General features: G+C 55.4%; 15 protein-coding genes and 2 tRNA genes. 16 read left to right on the forward strand and 1 reads right to left on the reverse strand.

Features of this window, described 5'->3' with window-relative positions; translation table 11 throughout:
• Positions 1 to 4: 4 nt before the first annotated feature.
• Positions 5 to 1,003: a branched-chain amino acid aminotransferase gene (locus tag G565_RS0100250; protein WP_028669185.1), complete on the forward strand. Its 999-nt coding sequence runs from the start codon at positions 5 to 7 to the stop codon at positions 1,001 to 1,003.
• A gap of 105 nt (positions 1,004 to 1,108) precedes the next feature.
• On the opposite strand, the gene G565_RS0100255 is transcribed toward G565_RS0100250, so the two are convergent.
• The gene (locus G565_RS0100255) at positions 1,109 to 1,420 is read right to left on the reverse strand and encodes a YhbY family RNA-binding protein (RefSeq protein WP_028669186.1); all 312 of its coding nucleotides are present in this window, start codon (positions 1,418 to 1,420) and stop codon (positions 1,109 to 1,111) included.
• 372 nt (positions 1,421 to 1,792) lie between these two features.
• On the opposite strand from G565_RS0100255, the gene ftsH reads away from it, so the two are divergent.
• From ftsH to G565_RS0100335, 15 genes are all read left to right on the forward strand, one after another.
• Positions 1,793 to 3,715 carry an ATP-dependent zinc metalloprotease FtsH gene (ftsH, locus tag G565_RS0100260; RefSeq protein WP_037336880.1) on the forward strand — a complete coding sequence of 641 codons (1,923 nt, stop codon included), beginning with the start codon at positions 1,793 to 1,795 and terminating at the stop codon, positions 3,713 to 3,715.
• 80 nt (positions 3,716 to 3,795) lie between these two features.
• A complete protein-coding gene (gene folP / locus G565_RS0100265; RefSeq protein WP_028669188.1) occupies positions 3,796 to 4,650 on the forward strand; it encodes a dihydropteroate synthase in 855 nt (284 codons plus the stop codon).
• A gap of 61 nt (positions 4,651 to 4,711) precedes the next feature.
• Positions 4,712 to 6,064, forward strand: a complete 1,353-nt coding sequence (gene glmM / locus G565_RS0100270; RefSeq protein ID WP_028669189.1) for a phosphoglucosamine mutase — start codon at positions 4,712 to 4,714, stop codon at positions 6,062 to 6,064.
• Between the two features lie 156 nt (positions 6,065 to 6,220).
• Complete coding sequence (gene tpiA, locus G565_RS0100275; protein WP_028669190.1) at positions 6,221 to 6,976, forward strand: triose-phosphate isomerase; 756 nt, start codon at positions 6,221 to 6,223, stop codon at positions 6,974 to 6,976.
• A gap of 4 nt (positions 6,977 to 6,980) precedes the next feature.
• Positions 6,981 to 7,322 carry a preprotein translocase subunit SecG gene (gene secG, locus G565_RS0100280; RefSeq protein ID WP_037336883.1) on the forward strand — a complete coding sequence of 114 codons (342 nt, stop codon included), beginning with the start codon at positions 6,981 to 6,983 and terminating at the stop codon, positions 7,320 to 7,322.
• A 27-nt stretch (positions 7,323 to 7,349) separates the two neighbouring features.
• A tRNA-Leu gene (locus tag G565_RS0100285) sits at positions 7,350 to 7,436 on the forward strand.
• A gap of 252 nt (positions 7,437 to 7,688) precedes the next feature.
• A tRNA-Met gene (locus G565_RS0100290) sits at positions 7,689 to 7,765 on the forward strand.
• Between the two features lie 503 nt (positions 7,766 to 8,268).
• Complete coding sequence (rimP, locus tag G565_RS0100300) at positions 8,269 to 8,730, forward strand: ribosome maturation factor RimP (protein ID WP_028669193.1); 462 nt, start codon at positions 8,269 to 8,271, stop codon at positions 8,728 to 8,730.
• Positions 8,731 to 8,787: 57 nt separating this feature from the next.
• The gene (gene nusA / locus G565_RS0100305) at positions 8,788 to 10,287 is read left to right on the forward strand and encodes a transcription termination factor NusA (RefSeq protein ID WP_028669194.1); all 1,500 of its coding nucleotides are present in this window, start codon (positions 8,788 to 8,790) and stop codon (positions 10,285 to 10,287) included.
• Positions 10,288 to 10,306: 19 nt separating this feature from the next.
• The gene (gene infB / locus G565_RS0100310) at positions 10,307 to 12,886 is read left to right on the forward strand and encodes a translation initiation factor IF-2 (protein WP_028669195.1); all 2,580 of its coding nucleotides are present in this window, start codon (positions 10,307 to 10,309) and stop codon (positions 12,884 to 12,886) included.
• 282 nt (positions 12,887 to 13,168) lie between these two features.
• Complete coding sequence (rbfA, locus tag G565_RS0100315; protein WP_028669196.1) at positions 13,169 to 13,603, forward strand: 30S ribosome-binding factor RbfA; 435 nt, start codon at positions 13,169 to 13,171, stop codon at positions 13,601 to 13,603.
• Positions 13,604 to 13,606: 3 nt separating this feature from the next.
• Positions 13,607 to 14,533: a tRNA pseudouridine(55) synthase TruB gene (gene truB, locus G565_RS0100320; protein ID WP_028669197.1), complete on the forward strand. Its 927-nt coding sequence runs from the start codon at positions 13,607 to 13,609 to the stop codon at positions 14,531 to 14,533.
• Between the two features lie 306 nt (positions 14,534 to 14,839).
• Positions 14,840 to 15,109, forward strand: a complete 270-nt coding sequence (gene rpsO / locus G565_RS0100325; protein ID WP_028669198.1) for a 30S ribosomal protein S15 — start codon at positions 14,840 to 14,842, stop codon at positions 15,107 to 15,109.
• A gap of 324 nt (positions 15,110 to 15,433) precedes the next feature.
• Positions 15,434 to 17,578 (forward strand): polyribonucleotide nucleotidyltransferase, encoded by a 2,145-nt coding sequence (pnp, locus tag G565_RS22310; RefSeq protein WP_051207027.1) that lies wholly within the window; start codon positions 15,434 to 15,436, stop codon positions 17,576 to 17,578.
• A 157-nt stretch (positions 17,579 to 17,735) separates the two neighbouring features.
• Positions 17,736 to 18,941 (forward strand): SH3 domain-containing protein, encoded by a 1,206-nt coding sequence (locus tag G565_RS0100335; RefSeq protein WP_157599963.1) that lies wholly within the window; start codon positions 17,736 to 17,738, stop codon positions 18,939 to 18,941.
• Positions 18,942 to 18,951 lie beyond the last annotated feature (10 nt).

The raw sequence follows: 18,951 nt of genomic DNA on the forward strand, positions 1-18,951 counted from the left end.
AGTAATGGCCGCATTTGGTACCGTATTCATGCCGCAGATGGCACTGGCTCAGTATGACAAGGGTGAGTGGAGTCAGACCGAGGTGGTGTCGTCCAATTCACTGACGCTGCACCCGGGCGCGCACGTTCTTCACTATTCCAGCACCTGTTTCGAGGGGCTCAAGGCATTTCGTCATGCTGACGGCTCGGTCAACATTTTCAGAATGGACGCCAACATTGAACGGATGGCACAAAGCAGCCAGTTGCTCAACTTGCCAGCCATCGACAAAGTTCAGTTGAAACAGATGATTATCGATATCGTTGCGCGGTTTAAAGATGAAGTGCCCGACACTCCCGGATCGATGTACATCCGGCCGACTCATATCGGTACCGAAGCGGCCATTGGCAAGGCTGCCGCCCCTACCGAGAGTTCGTTGCTCTATGTTCTGTTGTCCCCGGTCGGTGACTATTTCGCGGGCGGTGGTAAGGCGCTGTCACTGCTGTTAGAGGAAGATGGCATGCGCTGTGCGCCGCACATGGGCATGGTGAAGAGCGGTGGTAACTACGCCAGCGCGCTGGGCCCTATTCTGGCGGCGAAGTCGCGTCACGATGCTGATCAGGTGTTGTTTTGCCCGAATGGGGATGTCCAGGAAACCGGGGCTGCCAACTTTATCCTGATCGATGGTCAGGAAATCATTACCAAGAGCCTCGATCGTTCCTTCCTGCACGGCATTACCCGGGATTCGATTCTGACCCTGGCCAGAGACCGGGGTATGACCGTCAGTGAGCGTAGCCTGAGTGTCGATGAGCTGCTGGAGCGAGCGGCCAAGCCCGGTACCGAAGCCGCTTTGTCCGGAACGGCGGCCGTGCTGACGCCGGTGGGTACATTAATTCGGGGTGAACAACGATTTACGGTCGGGTCAGGCGAGGCGGGCGAGACAACGCTGGCCCTTCGCAAAGCCTTGAATCAGGTGCAATGGGGTGAGTCCGACGATCCGCATGGTTGGCTAACGCCGGTCAGATAGCCTTTCGTGGCCCTGCCGGTTGTTAATCGACCCGGATAGACGGGAGCTTACCAAAGTTTTACACCGGGCCCGGGTTACGTCCGCGCCCGGCTGCCGCCGCCGGGATCAGTTACCGAGTCGGGTGAGGTTGGATAGCTTGGGGTTGGGTTTCTTCGCTTTACGCAGCAGCAGGGCTACGCGGCCTATCGACTGAATCAGTATCGCTCCGGTCTGCTCACAGGCAGACTGGATCAGAGCATTTTTCTGGTCGCGATCGGCAACATTGACCTTAATCTTGATCAGTTCGTGGTCATTCAATGCCCTGTCGATCTCTGCCAACACCGTCTCTGCCAGGCCTTTTTCGGCGACAGTCACCAGCGGGTTCAGATCGTGACCTATGGTACGGTAGCGTTTTCTTTGTTCCTGACTCAAACTCATGGGTGTCTCTCAGACTCGGTTGCTTGCAAAAAACGGCATTGTACTTTAGAACACGCTGTCAAACACAGCCTATCCGGGGGGTACTGGCAATCAATTGGTGCGATAGCCCGGTTGTTCTTGCATTTTGAATCCGGCACCCCATTATTTCCGGGTGTGAAAAGCCTGCGCAGATCATTGCCAAAGGCTAAAGGGTGGGCTTATTTCCCGATTTCCGGGGAGGTCCGCCAACAGAATTTACGCGTAAATACCGGCTGAGTAACGCACTATCATGCTGGCATTGCGCATCCGGTTCCTGACTGCCCGAGGGTGAGTCGGGACGGAAACAAACGACCTATGCAGCCTGGCTGCCAACGAGGGTAAAAGTTGAACGATATGGCTAAAAATCTTGTTCTATGGCTGATTATCGCGGCAGTTCTGCTGGCCGTTTTTAACAATTTCGATACAACAGCCACGCCAGATGAAATGAACTACTCCCGCTTTGTACAGCAGGTTGAGCAAGATCAGGTTCGGTCTGTGGTGTATCAGGGGTTGACGATTAACGGTGTTCGTCGCGACGGTTCAACATTTGAAACGGTGCGGCCGCCGTACGTCGACGATTCCGAATTGATCGACAATATGATCGAGCACAACGTTGAAGTGCAGTCCAAGCAGCCGGAGCAGCAAAGCATCTGGTCCCAGTTGTTGGTTGCCGCCTTCCCGATTCTCATTATTCTGGCGGTGTTCATGTTCTTCATGCGTCAGATGCAGGGCGGCGCCGGTGGCGGTAAGGGCCCTATGAGCTTTGGCAAGAGCAAGGCCAAAATGCTCAGTGAAGACCAGATTAAAACGACGTTTGCCGATGTGGCTGGTGTAGAAGAAGCCAAAGAAGACGTTCAGGAGCTGGTTGAGTTCCTCCGCGATCCTGGCAAATATCAGCGTCTTGGCGGTCGAATTCCACGGGGCGTGCTTATGGTGGGCTCTCCTGGTACCGGTAAAACGTTACTGGCCAAGGCCATTGCCGGCGAAGCCAAGGTGCCGTTCTTCTCAATTTCCGGTTCCGACTTTGTTGAAATGTTTGTCGGTGTCGGTGCGTCGCGGGTGCGCGACATGTTCGATCAGGCCAAGAAACAGGCGCCCTGCATTATCTTTATCGATGAGATTGATGCCGTTGGCCGGTCGCGTGGCGTTGGCATTGGTGGTGGTAACGACGAGCGCGAACAAACGCTGAACCAGTTGCTGGTTGAGATGGATGGCTTCGAAGTGAACGATGGCATCATTGTTGTTGCCGCAACCAACCGTCCGGACGTACTTGACCCGGCGCTGTTGCGACCTGGCCGTTTTGACCGTCAGGTTGTGGTAGCACTGCCGGATGTGCGCGGTCGTGAGCAGATTTTGAAAGTTCATATGCGCAAGATCCCGATGGGTGACGACGTTGATGCATCTGTGATAGCGCGCGGTACGCCTGGATTCTCCGGTGCCGACCTGGCCAACCTGGCCAACGAGGCCGCACTGTTTGCTGCTCGCTTGAGTAAGCGCACGGTGTCGATGGAAGAGTTCGACCGGGCTAAAGACAAGATCATGATGGGTGCCGAGCGCAAATCGATGGTCATGTCCGAGAAAGAAAAGATCAATACGGCTTACCACGAGTCTGGGCACGCCATCATCGGCCGTCTGGTGCCCGAGCATGACCCGGTCTACAAAGTCAGTATCATACCCCGTGGCCGCGCCCTGGGTGTGACCATGTACCTGCCTGAAGAAGACCGCTACTCGATCAGCAAGCGCCAGTTGGAGAGCCAGATTTGCTCACTCTACGGTGGCCGGATTGCCGAAGAGATGACCAATGGCAAAGACGGTGTGACCACCGGCGCGTCGAATGACATTGAGCGGGCGACTCAACTGGCCCGCAACATGGTAACCAAGTGGGGCTTGAGTGAGCTTGGTGCACAACAATTTGAAGAGGAGCAGCAGGGGTATCTGGGTAATCAGTCGTCCATGGCCCAGTTGTCGTCCGAGACCGCCCGGGCTGTTGATAGCGAAATCAAGACAATTCTTGACCGCTGTTACAAGATCGCCAGCGATTTGCTTGAAGCGAATCGGGACAAGCTGGAAATGATGAAAGATGCTCTGATGCACTATGAAACCATTGATGCCGCGCAAATCAATGACATCATGAACGGCAATAAACCCCGCGCACCTAAGGGTTGGGATGATCGGGATTCCGGTGGCGGCGCGGCTAAGGCTGACGAGCCGGTCGATGCAGCGACGGATTCATCCGCTGAGAAGTCTGACCTGGACCGGGACGGCCAGACCGAATAAGCCACTCGCTCGGCAAGAAATCTCTAACGGCGCCTCGGCGCCGTTTTTTATGTAAGCAATTGTTTATGGGAGCCTGCGCGATGGCTGGTACTCAAACGCACCCGTCTGACTGGATGTTTGGCGACCGCTCACTGGACCTCGGCACCACCCGGGTAATGGGGGTCGTGAACGTCACGCCTGACAGCTTTTCGGACGGTGGCCGGTTTATCAGTGCCGATGCTGCGTTGGCTCAGGCTCGTCGTTTGATGGCGGCTGGCGCCAGTATCTTGGATGTGGGCGGTGAAAGCACCCGCCCGGGTGCGACACCGGTCAGCGTGCAACAGGAACTGGATCGGGTTGTGCCTGTTATCGAATCGCTGGCGCAAGAGACTGACGTCATCCTGTCGGTCGATACCAGTACACCGGAGGTGATGCGGGAAGCCGCGCATGCCGGTGCCCATTTGATAAACGATGTTCGGGCATTGTCGCGCGATGGCGCTCTGCGGGCAGCGATGGACACGGGTCTGGCGGTGTGTCTTATGCATATGCAGGGTCAGCCGGGTACCATGCAAATGAGTCCGGAATACGATGATGTTGTTGCCGAAGTTGAGCGCTATCTGAATGAGCGCATTTTGGCCTGTGAGGCTGCTGGTCTGAAACGTCAGCAACTTTTGGTTGACCCGGGGTTTGGTTTTGGCAAGACACTGGGCCACAATCTCAGTTTGTTGAAGCATTTGCAGCGGTTTACGCAGTGGGGGTGTCCCGTGTTAGTCGGAATGTCGCGCAAATCGATGATCGGTGATGTTCTGGATAAACCGGTGGACCAGCGCCTGTACGGGAGCCTTGCCGCCGCAGTAGCGGCTGCCATGAATGGGGCCTCAATAGTGCGTGTTCATGATGTGGCCGAGACGTCTGATGCAATTGCCGTGATCAATGCCCTTAACGGGGCCAGTTAAGCCGAGTGACCGTTTTGTGCGATGCCTCCGGCTGATTCAAGACAACCAAGGAGAAAAGTGAGTGACTCAGGAAAAGCAATATTTTGGCACGGATGGCATACGGGGCCGGGTGGGCAGCGGCGCTATTACTCCTGAATTTCTATTGAAGCTGGGCTGGGCTGCTGGCCAGGTGTTCGCCAGTGAAGGGCACAGCAAAATACTGATCGGAAAAGATACCCGAATCTCGGGGTATATGTTTGAGGCGGTACTGGAAGCCGGGTTATCGGCCGCCGGGTGCGACATTTTGCTCGTCGGACCTATGCCAACCCCCGCAGTTGCCTACCTGACCCGCGCGTTTCATGCGGATGCCGGCATTGTCATTTCTGCATCGCACAACCCCTATTACGACAATGGCATTAAATTTTTCTCGGAAGACGGGACCAAACTGCCTGATCACATAGAGTTGGCCATCGAAGCTCAGCTTGCCAAGGTAATGACCACGGCCGAAAGCCACCTGCTGGGTAAGGCGGTAAGAATCAATGATGCTGGTGGACGATATGTTGAGTTTTGCAAGAGTACATCGGGTTACCTGAATCTGGATGGACTGCACATCGTGCTCGATTGCGCCCACGGCGCGACATATGATGTTGCCCCTAAGGTGTTCCGTGAGTTGGGTGCCAGGGTCAGCCTGGTCGGTGCGACACCTGACGGTCTGAATATCAACAAAGGCGTAGGCTCTACTCACCCTGCCAGCCTGCAACGCGCGGTACTGGAGCAGGAGGCTGATCTCGGTATTGCCTTCGACGGTGACGGTGACCGGGTACTGATGGTCGATCATGAGGGTGAACTGGTCGATGGTGATGAGTTGTTGTATTTGCTGGCTGTTCATTTGCATAACCAGAACCTGTTGCAAGGCGGCGTTGTTGGCACGCTGATGACCAATCTGGGCCTTGAAGTGGCGCTGAAAAAAGAGGGTATCGAATTGGTTCGGGCCCAGGTCGGTGATCGCTATGTCATGGAGCAGTTGCATCAGCGTGGCTGGGTTCTGGGCGGCGAGAGTTCCGGGCACCTGGTTTGCAAGCACGTCACCACCACGGGAGACGGCATTGTCGCCGCGTTGCAAGTGCTATGTGCTTTGCGCACCGCCGACCAGACCCTGTCTCAGGCTAAATCCGGCATGCGCAAATACCCACAGGTGATGATCAACGTTCAGATGCCCACCAAAATGGATGTTCAGGCATTGCCAGAGGTGCAGGCTGAATTGACCGAGCAGCAACGAGTATTGGGCGACGCAGGTCGGATACTGCTGCGTCCTTCCGGAACCGAGCCGCTGGTAAGGGTGATGGTTGAGGGTGAGGACATCAGCCAGGTCAAGCGCAGCTGTGAGCGCCTGGCGAGCGTTGTGAAGGCGGCCGTCGACGGAACAACGGCATAATTGCTTGTTGCAGAAGCTTTGTAACCCGTGATTGTTGGGTACTGGATGGGGGGTTTGCAGGGTAAGCTGTTGTTTTAACCCTGTTTTTCCCCGATAGCCTGTTGCTCGTCCGATTGAAAGGCAGTACACTCTGCGCCCGATTTAAGGAGGTCAGGCATGCGACGCAAACTGGTAGCCGCAAACTGGAAGATGAATGGCGACAAGGCTGCAAACAGCGCTTTGTTGGCGGCATTTGTACAGGGAATCGATACCGCAGCGGTCGATGCTGTTGTGTTTCCTCCGGCCGTTTACCTGGATCAGGTAGCATCGGCGCTGACCGGAAGTGGCATTCGTTACGGTGTTCAGAATGTCCACGCAGCTGAGAAAGGGGCCTACACCGGTGAAGTTTCACTGGGTATGGTTAAGGATTTTGCGGCTGATTACGTCTTGGTTGGTCACTCAGAGCGCCGGGAACTGTTTGCTGAAAGCGACAGTATCGTCGCCAGTAAAGTCCAGGCAGCCCTGGCAGCGGGTGTCGTGCCCATGCTGTGCGTTGGTGAGACTCTGGACGAGCGCGAAGCGGACCAGACTGAAACCGTTGTCGGGCGTCAGTTGCAGGCGGTCTTGGATGTCGTCGGAATAGACGCGTTCACAACCGTCGTTATTGCTTATGAGCCTGTATGGGCGATTGGCACCGGTAAGACCGCATCGCCTGAGCAGGCGCAAGCGGTGCACGCATATATTCGTGGTTTGTTGGCGCAGGCTTCCGAGTCTGTCGCTCAGAAGTGCCGAGTGCTCTATGGTGGCAGTGTTAAGGCTTCCAGTGCGCAGGAATTGTTTCAGCAACCCGACATTGATGGCGGGCTGGTAGGTGGGGCATCGCTGCTCGCCGACGAGTTTGTTGCCATCTGTCAGGCTGCGAAAGGGGTTTAATCGAATGGCTATCGAAAATTTGGTGTTGGTGGTTCATGTTTTGCTGGGGCTGGGCGTGGTCGGTTTTGTACTGATCCAGCGTGGCAAAGGCGCCGATGCAGGAGCCTCCTTTGGTGGCGGTGCCTCGCAGACGGTTTTTGGCAGTGGCGGCAGTGCTAACTTTCTAACCCGCACCACAGCCGTGCTGGCAACCGGTTTCTTCCTGACCAGCTTTGGTTTGGCTTATATTGCCAAGCAGAAAGCCGAAGGGCTTGATGACCTGGGGCTGGACATTCCTGCGGCCGAACAGGTTGAGGATGCACCAGTAAGGCCAGAACAGAATACTTTGGATATACCGGCCGAGTAAGGAATAGCCCGGCCGGGTAGCGCTTTTGCCGACGTGGTGGAATTGGTAGACACGCCATCTTGAGGGGGTGGTGGGCTTATGCTCGTGCTAGTTCGAGTCTAGTCGTCGGCACCACTTAAAAGGCCTGTGCAAGCAGGCCTTTTTCTTTATTGGGGGACTTTCCGGGCTTTGCCTTGAAAGTCGGGCGGGGCATCCCTATAATGCCGCCGCCTGAGGAGTTTGAATTCCTCAGCGTTTTTATTGCGGGGTGGAGCAGTCTGGTAGTTTGTCGGGCTCCCCATCCCGAAAAGCCGAAGGGAGTCATCGACCTTCGGTTTATGAGTCCGACCCGGTTGGTCTCAGTGTTTGAAGATGGCACAGGTTTATTGCGGGGTGGAGCAGTCTGGTAGCTCGTCGGGCTCATAACCCGAAGGTCGTAGGTTCAAATCCTGCCCCCGCTACCAATTAGTAAGATGGTTTGCGAAAGCGCTCCGAAGGTCGTAGCCGGGGCGCCGGCCGGTTAAATCCTGCCCCCGCTACCATTTTATAAGGTGCAAGCAACCACTGAGGTGGTGTAAGCACCGAACAACATACACGGATGGTATGTTGTAGGGTCTGCAGACCCTCGGAAGCCAGAGGGCCTTCCGACTCATAGACTGGTCTGCGAGACCACGACTTGAAGCCCCTCCTAGCAGGGGCTTTTTGTTAGCAGGCTGGTTGGTTTTTGTGGAGGGTTATCCTGCGGGGTAGCTCACCTGCGTTAACCGCGAGTAATGCGGAACCGTTGGGATCTCAGTGCGTAATCAGTCTGGGCCTGCGGAGCCAACGGAAGGCGTTGGTTCCAAAGTCGCCCTTTTTTTGGCTCTGAAAAAGCCGTTGCCGACGCGGCAACGCAACCAAATTCAGGTCGGTGGCATGGCCGCTGACAACAAACAGGCCCGATCAAAGGGCTTACAGAGGGTTTTGAATGGCAAAGGTTGACGAACTGAACGCAATGATTGGTCCGGTTATTACCGGGTTGGGCTTTGTGTTTTGGGGTCTTGAATTTTCAGCGCAGGGCAAACACAGCACCTTGCGTGTCTACATTGACCATGAAGAAGGGATCAATGTAGACCAGTGCGCTGAAGTCAGCCGCCAGATCAGTGCAGTGATGGATGTGGAAGACCCCATCAGTCAGAACTACACCCTGGAAGTGTCTTCGCCGGGTATGGATCGTCCTTTGTTCAGCCTGGACCAGTTCGCAGCGTATCTGGGGGAATGGGTTCAGGTGCGTTTGCGTGCGCCATTTGAAGGGCGTCGTAAATTCAAAGGTGTGCTGTCTGCCATTGAAGATCAGGACATCTGTGTGACCGTTGATGGTATGGACTATTTGTTGCCGATCGAAAGCATCGACAAAGCCAGCCTGATACCGAATTTTAATAAGCAATAAACCGATTAACCGAAAGGAAAGCCCGGTCAACCGCCCGGCAAACAAGAGGCTGAGACGATGAGTAAAGAAATTCTCCTGGTCGTGGACGCAGTAGCGAATGAGAAAGGTGTGTCCCGAGAGGTCATCTTTGATGCCATGGAGCTGGCTCTCGCGGCCGCTGCCAAGAAGCGCTTTGATGAAGATGAAGAAGGCGAGATCGACATTCACGTTGTGATCGACCGGAAGACCGGTGAATACCAGACCTTTCGTCGCTGGACTGTGATGGGCAATGAAGGTGTGCCGACGCTCGGTTGCGAGTGGACGACCCAGGAAGCGCATGAGGTTGATAAGACCCTGCAGCCGGGTGACATCTATGAAGAGGTGATCGAAAACGCTGAGTTCGGACGCATCAGCGCCCAGGCAGCCAAACAGATTATTGTCCAGAAGGTGCGTGAAGCCGAACGGGCGAAAATTGTTGAACAGTACCGTGAGCGCGTTGGTGAAATGGTGCTGGGTACCGTTAAGAAAGTTACGCGAGACAACATCATTGTTGATCTTGGTAATAATGCCGAAGCCGTTATGCCGCGCGAGTCTGTGATTGGACGCGAGACTTTCCGGATCGGTGACCGGGTTCGCGCTGTCTTGCAGGACATTCGCGCCGAGGGCCGTGGCCCTCAACTGGAACTGAGTCGAGCCAGCAACGACATGCTGATTGAATTGTTCCGCATTGAAGTGCCGGAAATTCAGGAAGAAGTGATTGAAATTCGTGGCTGTGCCCGTGACCCGGGTTCTCGCGCCAAGATTGCAGTGAAGACCAACGACGGTCGTATCGACCCGGTCGGTGCTTGTGTGGGCATGCGTGGTTCACGAGTGCAGGCGGTATCGAACGAACTGAATAATGAACGTGTCGACATTATACTGTGGGACGACAACCCCGCTCAGTTGGTGATCAACGCCATGGCACCGGCTGAAGTTGCCTCCATTGTGATGGATGAAGACACCAACACCATGGACGTTGCGGTTGCCGCCGATAATTTGGCGATTGCGATTGGTCGCAGTGGTCAGAATGTCCGGTTGGCCAGTGAGCTTACTGGCTGGGTTATCAATGTGATGACCGAGGAAGAAGCTGACGAGAAACAGGAAGAGGAAGCCGGTCGCCTGGTTACCTATTTTGAAGAGAAGCTGGATGTCGACGAAGACATTGCTGCCATATTGGCGGAAGAAGGCTTCACCACACTGGAAGAGGTCGCGTACGTACCTCTAGAGGAAATGCTTGGCATTGAAGGGTTTGACGAAAACATCGTGACCGAACTGCGTCAACGAGCAAAAGATATGCTGCTGACGTTGGAACTGGCAAGTGAAGAGCAACTGGATTCCGCAACACCCAGTGATGACTTGCTGAGCCTGGACGGCATGGATGAGCACCTGGCGCGCCTGTTGGCGAGCAAAGGCATCGCCACGATGGAAGATCTAGCGGAACAGAGTATTGATGACCTGATGGACATCGATGATATGGACGAGGAACGTGCAGGCCAATTGATTATGGCGGCGCGGGCACCTTGGTTTGAGAATGAGTAATCACGGGTAGGAGGAATCCATGGCAGAAGTCACCGTTAAACAACTGGCGGAAAGCGTTGGTACACCCGTTGATCGTTTATTGAAACAAATGAGCGATGCTGGTCTGCCGCAAAAGTCTGAGGGCGAAGCGGTTAATGACGACCAGAAGCAGACACTGTTGACGTATTTGAAAACAAGTCACGGTGAAGACAGCGGAGCCCCCAAGAAAATCACGTTGAAGCGCAAGGTCACCACCACTTTGAAAACCAGTGGCGGCGGTCGTGGCAAGACGGTCAATATTGAAGTGCGCAAGAAACGCACCTACATGAAGCGCGATGCGGTGGAAGGCGGCGAAAGCGCGCCGACTGAAGCGGCCGCACCGACCAGTGCCGATACGTCGGCCAGTCGTCGTGCTGAAGAAGATGCCAAACTCGAAGCGGCCCGGGCACGGGCTGCTGACGAGAAGGTGCGCGAGGAAACCGAGCGTCGCGAGGCTGAAAAGCAGCGCACCTCGAAGGTAGAGCCCAAGAAAGTTGAGGAAGAAGTCGATCCGCAACAGGCGGTTGCCGATGCCGAGGCCAAAATGGCCAAGGAAGATCGCACTACCGACAAGAAAAAGCATAAGACCGAACGTCCGGTCCGGGTCGACGATGGCCCGGCAGCCGACAGCCGTAAGGCGGGTCACAAGAAAGGTGGTAAAAAGGCGGAAGTGGCTCAGCGTGTTAACACCGGTCGTGGTGGCAACAAGCATCAACAGATGCTGTCGGCCCTGGACGATGGTGATGGCATGGGTCGTCGTCGTCGTGCCAAGCGGGGTGGTAACAAGAAGCGTGATCACCAGTTTGAGCGTCCGACGGCACCTGTTGTGCGTGAAGTGCAACTGGGTGAAGCCATCACTGTGTCGGAATTGGCCAGCCAGATGTCGGTCAAGGCCGCTGAAGTGGTCAAGATCCTGTTCAAAATGGGCGTAATGGTGACCGTTAACCAGGCCATCGATCAGGACACTGCCATTCTCGTGATTGAAGAGATGGGTCACAAGTACACCGTGGTGAATGAAAACGCCATGGAAGACGATGTGATGGAAGTGAGCTACAGCGGTGAAGAGTCACCCCGCGCACCTGTCGTAACCGTAATGGGTCACGTTGACCATGGTAAGACCAGCTTGCTTGACCACATTCGTCGTACCCGTGTTGCATCCGGTGAATCTGGCGGTATTACCCAGCACATCGGGGCGTACCATGTCGAGACCCAGAAGGGCATGATTACCTTCCTCGATACTCCGGGACACGCGGCCTTTACCGCCATGCGTGCTCGTGGTGCCAAGGCTACGGACGTCGTGATTCTGGTGGTTGCTGCCGACGATGGCGTAATGCCTCAAACCGAGGAAGCTGTGCAGCATGCTCGCGCTGCAGGCGTTCCGCTGATCGTGGCCATCAACAAGATGGACAAAGAATCGGCAGATCCGGATCGGGTAATCAACGAGCTGTCTCAGCGCAATGTCATCCCTGAATCCTGGGGTGGTGACACCCAGTTTGTGCAGGTTTCTGCGCATACTGGCGCGGGCATCGATGAATTGCTCGACGCCGTTCTGTTGCAGGCCGAAGTGCTTGAGTTAAAAGCGCACCACGAAGGCCCGGGTAAGGGTACTGTTGTGGAATCGAGTCTCGACAAGGGTCGCGGTGCCGTCGCTACTGTGCTGGTTCAGTCTGGTCGTCTGAAGAAGGGCGATGTGGTTCTGGCCGGTACGTTCTACGGTAAAGTTCGTGCGCTGCTGGATGAAACCGGCAAGCAGATCGAAGAAGCAGGTCCCTCAATTCCGGTCGAGATTCTTGGCCTGAATGGTACGCCCGATGCCGGTGACGAGTTTGTTGTCTCGGAAAGTGAACGCTCGGCTCGTGAAGTGGCTGAAATGCGTTCCATGCGGACCAAAGAGTCTGCACATGCCCAGCAGCAGGCGGCGAAACTTGATGCCTTGTTCCAGGGTATGGGGTCGACAGACAAGAAAGTGCTGAACGTGGTACTGAAGACCGACGTTCGCGGCTCACTGGAAGCGTTGATTGCCTCTTTGCAGAAGTTGGGCAATGAGGAAGTTAAGGTGAACGTGATTGCCAGCGGCGTTGGTGCGATCTCGGAGTCGGATGCTAACCTGGCGATTACCTCTCAGGCGGTTGTCTTTGGCTTCAACGTTCGTGCCACTGGTAAAGCCCGGACGGTCATCGAGCAGGCAGGTCTGGATCTGCGTTATTACAACGTGATCTATAACCTGATCGACGATGTCAAAGCGGCGCTGAATGGCCTGTTGTCTCCGGATCTGCGTGAAGAGATTGTCGGCCTGGCTGAAGTACGTGATGTCTTTAACTCGCCCAAATTCGGGCAGGTGGCCGGTTGTATGGTCATCGAAGGCAGCATGCACCGCAGCAAGCGCATACGTGTACTGCGTGAAGAAGTGGTCATCTATGAAGGCGAGCTGGAATCCCTGCGTCGCTTCAAAGACGATGTCCAGGAAGTGCGGCAGGGCATGGAATGCGGTATCGGCGTCAAGAACTACACTGACGTTAAAGCCGGTGACAAGATCGAAGTCTTTGATGTTAAGGAATTTGCGCGCACCATCGATGATTGATGCGTAGTGAGTTTCAGACAACCCCGGCTAGTCCGGGGTTGCTTGTTTTATAACTCAAGTTTCGGCGTTCGGTTGGGCTAAGTGGCACTGGCCCGCACCGGCTACCTGGGGCACCTCTGTGGGGTCGGCGTAAATCCGTCCATGGAGCCTAGGCCGCAGCATCCTTGCTGCGGACTACCCCACAGAGGCGCCCCAGGTAGCCGCCGCTTATCCTTCCAGCGAACGTCGAAACTTGAGTTATAAATCCCAAGTTATTTCCCCTATTCGCAAGAGGGCCACATCATGGCCAAAGAAAACAGTCGTATCCGGCGCATTGCCGACCAGATGCAGCGTGACCTGTCGGTGATTATCCAGCAGGAAGTGAAGGATCCGCGCCTCGGCATGGTGACCCTGAATGATGTTAAGGTCAGCAAGGATTTATCCTATGCCGACATCTATTTTACCTGCATGGTGTTCGGCGAAAGTGCCGAAGCCGATATCGAGCGCAGTGAACAGGAAGCGGTGCTGAACAAGGCTGCTGGCTTTCTGCGTAGTAATCTGGCTCGTGAGCTTAAGCTGCGGGTTATGCCGTTGCTGCGCTTTCACTACGATCCAACGCTTGAGTCGGGTGCGCGCTTGTCGGGGCTGATCAACGAAGCCGTTCGGCAGGATAAAGCCAGAAACACCGACGTCGACGACGATTCAGGCGAAAACGTCTCAGACGAAGACCCTTCCTGATTCATGGCACGTCGCAGAAAAGGACGCGCCATCGATGGCGTCATCCTGCTGGATAAGCCATCGGACTGGTCATCTAACGGTGTGTTGCAGAAAGTACGCTGGCTGTTTCAGGCACAAAAGGCTGGCCACACCGGCGCGCTGGACCCACTGGCAACGGGCTTGTTGCCGATTTGCCTGGGCGAAGCGACCAAGTTTACCCGCTTTTTACTGGAAGCCGATAAAGCCTATCGTGCGGTTGCCCGGCTGGGTGAACGCACCGATACCCTCGATGCCGAAGGCGTCGTGACTGAGACGCGTCCTGTCCCCGAACTGGATTCGGCGACGGTAGAGGCGTTGTTGGCTGAGCGTTTTACTGGTGATATCGAACAAATCCCACCCATGTATTCGGCGCTCAAGCGCGACGGCAAAAAGCTGTATGAGTTGGCCCGCGAAGGCAAGCATGTAGAGCTGGAACCCAGGCCAGTCACTATTTTCAGCCTGGCTTTGGTCAGTCTCGACGGTGATGAGCTGGTGTTGGACGTTCATTGTTCCAAGGGAACCTACATTCGTACTCTGGTCGACGACATCGGTGAAGCCCTTGGTTGCGGCGCGCACGTCACTGCGCTGCGACGTACAAAGCACGGTCAGTTTTCACTGGAGAGCGCTGTCCCGCTGAATGCGCTGATCAGCGAACAGGAAGCAAACGGCCCCGAGTTTCTCGATGGGCACCTCTATAGTCTTGACGATCTGCTCGTCGACCTGCCGGTCGTCACCCTCAGTGAAGGCCAGACGCGCCGCTTCAGTCACGGTAACCCGGTTAGCGACGGCCTTGACCTTGAGCCTGGTCAATACCGGGTTAAGGATGTGGATAGTGGTTGTTTCTTAGGTGTGGGAGAAGTTGTCGCTGATAGTCTTTTACAGCCGCTTAGACTGGTTGCCAGTGGTACTTAAGCCTGTTAGAGGAGCCTGACAGTCGAGCGGTGGGTGTCGGTTATGCCTCTGAGGGGGAGTCCGGAGCATGGATGCTGCGGTCTAGGTCCCATGGAAGGGTTCACACCGACCCCTCAGAGGCATAACCGGCAGCCACAGCGGGCCAGAGCCACGGAAGAAACCCAGCCTCAGCACAGCTTTGTTCCTGATGAACTGTCATGTATAATCCCGCTCGGTTTTGGCCTTTGCGGCCGGGGCTGGAATGTCACTGTTAATATGCACGGTGGCCATTTCACATTGATCGCATATTCGTGGAGAGTTAGTACCATGGCATTAACTGTTGAGCAAAAAGCAGAATTGGTTAAAGAATTCGGTGGCAGTGAGAGCGACACCGGTTCTTCCGAAGTCCAGGTTGCCCTGCTGACCAAGAACATCGAAGGTCTGCAGAGCCACTTTAAAGAGCACGGTAAAGATCACCACTCGCGTCGTGGTCTGATCCGCATGGTAAACCAGCGTCGCAAGTTGCTGGATTACCTGAAGCGTAAAGACGTTTCCCGTTACGCCAGCCTGATCAAGCGTCTCGGTCTGCGTCGCTAAGCATTGGCTTCGTGTTTCAAGGGCTCCTGTCAGGGGCCCTTGTCATTTCTGAACTGCGCTCCCGGTTTGCCTCGCATGTTGCTAGACTTCCCCTCGCTGCTGTCCGGACTGCCCAGGCTAATTGCCCGTCGCACGCCTGACTGTCAGTGAAACATCAGGACTACCGTGAACAACGATATCTTCCCAGTGCCGGGGTTAACCCGCCTGAGGAGCTTCTATCACTGGGCTTTTGCTGCCCGTATGACTGGCTTGAAAGCCCAGTGATAGAAGCATCGTTGGGATCGGCGTCCATCTTTTACCGTGAACAACCTAAAGGAGACTCCATTGAGTCATTTAACGCCGAAAACGCACAGCTTTGAATTTGGTGGCAAAACCGTCACTCTGGAAACCAATCGTGTTGCCCGTCAGGCGACTGGTGCCGTTTGGTGCACCATCGACGAGACCGTCGTTCTGGCAACCGTTGTAGCCGTCAAGGAAGCCCGTCCGGATCAGCCTTTCTTTCCGCTGTCGGTTCACTATCAGGAAAAATTCTACGCCGCCGGTAAAATCCCCGGTGGTTACCTGAAGCGCGAAGGTCGTCCTTCCGAGAAAGAGACACTGACCTCGCGCCTGATCGATCGCCCGATCCGTCCTTTGTTTCCCAAGGGCTTCATGAACGAAGTTCAGGTCGTTCTGAACGTAGTCTCTTCCAATAAGGAAGATGATCCGGATATCTGCGCCATGCTGGCCACTTCAGCGGCCCTGGCGGTTTCGGGTGTGCCTTTCGCCGGTCCGATCGGCGCAGCGCGTGTTGGCTACACAGACGATAACGGCTATATCTTGAACCCGACTTACAGCCAGCTGGAAGACTCACGTCTGAACATGGTCGTTGCCGGCACCAAAGATGCGGTACTGATGGTTGAATCAGAAGCCGATGAGCTGTCTGAAGACCAGATGCTGGGCGCGGTCTTGTATGCCCATGAAGAGTATCAGGTTGCTGTTGCCGCCATTGATGCGTTTGCACAGGAAAACGGCAAGCCGAAGTGGGAATTTTCGCCTGCTGCGGAAAAGACGGCGCTTATCGAACAGATCAACAGCACTTTCGGGCAGCGCATCGCCGAGGCCTATCAGGTCTCTGACAAGATGGAGCGGTACGGAATCCTTTCCACGTTGAAAGCCGACATTGTTGAAGCGCTCGCCGGAGATGACGAAGGCCAGCCGTCTGCAGACGACGTCAAAGGCGTGTTCGCCAAAGTTGAAAAGAAACTGGTACGTGAGCGCATTGTCAGTGGTCAGCCGCGGATTGATGGTCGTGATAACAAGACCGTGCGCGCCATCGAAGTTGAAGTGGGCGTATTGCCGAGTGCACACGGCTCCGCGCTGTTTACCCGCGGTGAAACTCAGGCGCTGGTCACGACCACGCTGGGCACCATGCGTGATGGCAAAATGGAAGACATGCTGCACAAGACGGTCACCGACAATTTCATGTTCCACTACAACTTCCCTCCGTTCAGCGTTGGTGAAGCCGGGCGCATGGGGGGTGTTGGTCGTCGTGAAATTGGCCACGGTCGTCTCGCCAAGCGTGGCGTGTTGTCGCTGATGCCGAATGAAGAAGCCTTCCCTTACTCGGTACGGGTGGTTTCAGAGATTACTGAATCAAACGGATCGTCCTCCATGGCCTCGGTCTGTGGTGCCTCTCTGGCCCTGATGGACGCCGGTGTGCCGATTAAGCGTCCGGTCGCCGGTATTGCCATGGGTCTGGTCAAGGAAGGCGATGACTTCGCTGTACTGACTGACATTCTGGGTGATGAAGATCACCTGGGCGACATGGACTTCAAAGTGGCGGGTACCGATACCGGTGTCACTGCGCTGCAGATGGATATCAAGATCCAGGGCATTACCGAGCAAATCATGGAGATCGCGCTGGAACAGGCTCACGCGGCCCGTACCCACATTCTGGGTGAAATGGCACAAGTCATTTCCAGCTCGCGTACCGAACTGTCCGACAATGCACCGACCATGGATACGATGAAAGTCGACACCGACAAGATCCGTGACGTAATCGGCAAGGGTGGCGCTACTATTCGCTCCATCGTTGAGGAAACCGGTGCCCAGGTCGATATTCAGGACGACGGTACTGTGCGTCTGTACGCACCGACTAAAGAGTCTGCGTTGGCTGCCCGCAACAAGATCCTGTCGATTGTAACCGAGCCGGAACCCGGTTCTGTCTACCAGGGTAAAGTTGTTCGGATCGCCGATTTCGGTGCATTCGTCCAGTTCTTGCCGGGTAAAGATGGCCTGGTGCACATCTCCCAGATTGCTGATCGTCGCATCGCCAAGGTGACTGACGAGATCAATGAAGGTGACACGGTTATCGTGAAAATTCTCGATGTCGACAACCGTGGCCGGGTCAAACTGTCTATGCGTGAAGTAACGGCCGAAGAAAAAGCCGGTTTCGAAGACGCTGACGCGGTTACCGTCGAAGAATAAACCTCGTTGGTGTGAAACCAGTGCAGCCCCGACTCGTTCGGGGCTTTTTTTTGCCTGCAAGCTTTGCGCCGTAGTGGCCGGGAGGCAAGTTCCGCCCGGTGTAAAGGCCGATATGGCGGTTGCGCGCCGGCTCATCCAGTGGTTGAATGTTAACATTATGAAACCAGCTATCGATTCTGACATGGACACTTCCCGGTTCTGGGTACACCACCCTGACTCAACTCAGGCTGCTGTGCATCTGGCGCTGCAATGGCTTGCGTTTGTCTATCCCACCAGTGGAAAGTACCTTGATGCGACCTTGCATGACGCCTTGCCTTATACCGATGATGAGCTAAGCCAACGCTGGCGCGTTTTTCTGGAAGAGAAGGACATTGACCAGCATGTCCAGGCTCTGCAGTGGTTGTCATCCACCCTATCAAAAGAGCAGTTGCCTTTTTTGATCGAGAGTTGCTGGCGTTTGTTGCTGGTTAATCACGACCTGCCCAGTCACGTCCCCCTGGCACTGCGATTGCTCGGCAGAGTTCTGAAAGTCCCTGAGTTCCACATCCTCGATATTGGTAAAAAAGTTCAGCGAGAAATTGAACAGCAGCCGGCAGAGGTGTCACGCAGCCCCTTGTTGCCTGAAGATCCGCGTTATCTCGATCGGATTGAATGGCGTTTGTATGGTATGAGCGATCCTATTCGGCGCACCAGCAACACAGACGATATCAAACCCGGAGGTCGTTTGCGTCTGGCAAGTACCTTTATGGCTGGAGTTATCGTGGGTGCGGGTGCTCTGGCGTTCATGGTCTGGGGGCCGCCACAACTGGGTCGTGAACCGGTACCAAGAATGTCGCATCAGAGTGCCACTGAGCCTGCAGCCTCGGTAAGCGAGCGCAATGGTAGCCAGGCGACCACAAGCAACGACCCGGGGACGGTACTGAATACCGACACCTTTGATCAGTCAGCCTTGCCTGAGGCAGACTCCAGCCAGGCCAGCGAGCTTGCTCCGCCGCCAGAGAGCCTTGCCGACGAGGCAGTAACTGACGATGCAGAAGACAGCATCACCGGTGACGCTGCTGGCACGTCACAGGGCGAATCTGCGGCTCAGAACGCCGCCGCACCAGAACCCTCTGAAACTGACGCGGTTGTTGGCCGTGACGCAACGCCAGTAGTCGATGAGCCCGACGTTTTGATGAGCGTGACCGCATCGATACTGAACGTACGCGCAGCACCGTCTACCAACGCTGACATCATCATCAAGCTGGGCGAAGGGGCCAGGGTCTGGATGGAGCCGGAAGGCACACAGGGAACCTGGAACCGAATTCGGGTAGAGGGGCTTGTGGGGTACGCCAGCAGTAATTTCATGGAACCGGTGAACTGAGCAGTGTTCA

Source organism: Saccharospirillum impatiens DSM 12546 (genome assembly GCF_000423605.1).
Taxonomy (GTDB): domain Bacteria; phylum Pseudomonadota; class Gammaproteobacteria; order Pseudomonadales; family Natronospirillaceae; genus Saccharospirillum; species Saccharospirillum impatiens.

Excerpts from the sequence above, each read along its gene's own strand:
- G565_RS0100250 (WP_028669185.1), top strand. The coding sequence starts at position 5 with ATGGCCGCATTTGGTACCGTATTCATGCCGCAGATGGCACTGGCTCAG.
- G565_RS0100255 (WP_028669186.1), bottom strand. The coding sequence starts at position 1,420 with ATGAGTTTGAGTCAGGAACAAAGAAAACGCTACCGTACCATAGGTCAC.
- ftsH (WP_037336880.1), top strand. The coding sequence starts at position 1,793 with ATGGCTAAAAATCTTGTTCTATGGCTGATTATCGCGGCAGTTCTGCTG.
- folP (WP_028669188.1), top strand. The coding sequence starts at position 3,796 with ATGGCTGGTACTCAAACGCACCCGTCTGACTGGATGTTTGGCGACCGC.
- tpiA (WP_028669190.1), top strand. The coding sequence starts at position 6,221 with ATGCGACGCAAACTGGTAGCCGCAAACTGGAAGATGAATGGCGACAAG.
- secG (WP_037336883.1), top strand. The coding sequence starts at position 6,981 with ATGGCTATCGAAAATTTGGTGTTGGTGGTTCATGTTTTGCTGGGGCTG.
- rimP (WP_028669193.1), top strand. The coding sequence starts at position 8,269 with ATGGCAAAGGTTGACGAACTGAACGCAATGATTGGTCCGGTTATTACC.
- nusA (WP_028669194.1), top strand. The coding sequence starts at position 8,788 with ATGAGTAAAGAAATTCTCCTGGTCGTGGACGCAGTAGCGAATGAGAAA.
- infB (WP_028669195.1), top strand. The coding sequence starts at position 10,307 with ATGGCAGAAGTCACCGTTAAACAACTGGCGGAAAGCGTTGGTACACCC.
- rbfA (WP_028669196.1), top strand. The coding sequence starts at position 13,169 with ATGGCCAAAGAAAACAGTCGTATCCGGCGCATTGCCGACCAGATGCAG.
- truB (WP_028669197.1), top strand. The coding sequence starts at position 13,607 with ATGGCACGTCGCAGAAAAGGACGCGCCATCGATGGCGTCATCCTGCTG.
- rpsO (WP_028669198.1), top strand. The coding sequence starts at position 14,840 with ATGGCATTAACTGTTGAGCAAAAAGCAGAATTGGTTAAAGAATTCGGT.
- G565_RS0100335 (WP_157599963.1), top strand. The coding sequence starts at position 17,736 with ATGAAACCAGCTATCGATTCTGACATGGACACTTCCCGGTTCTGGGTA.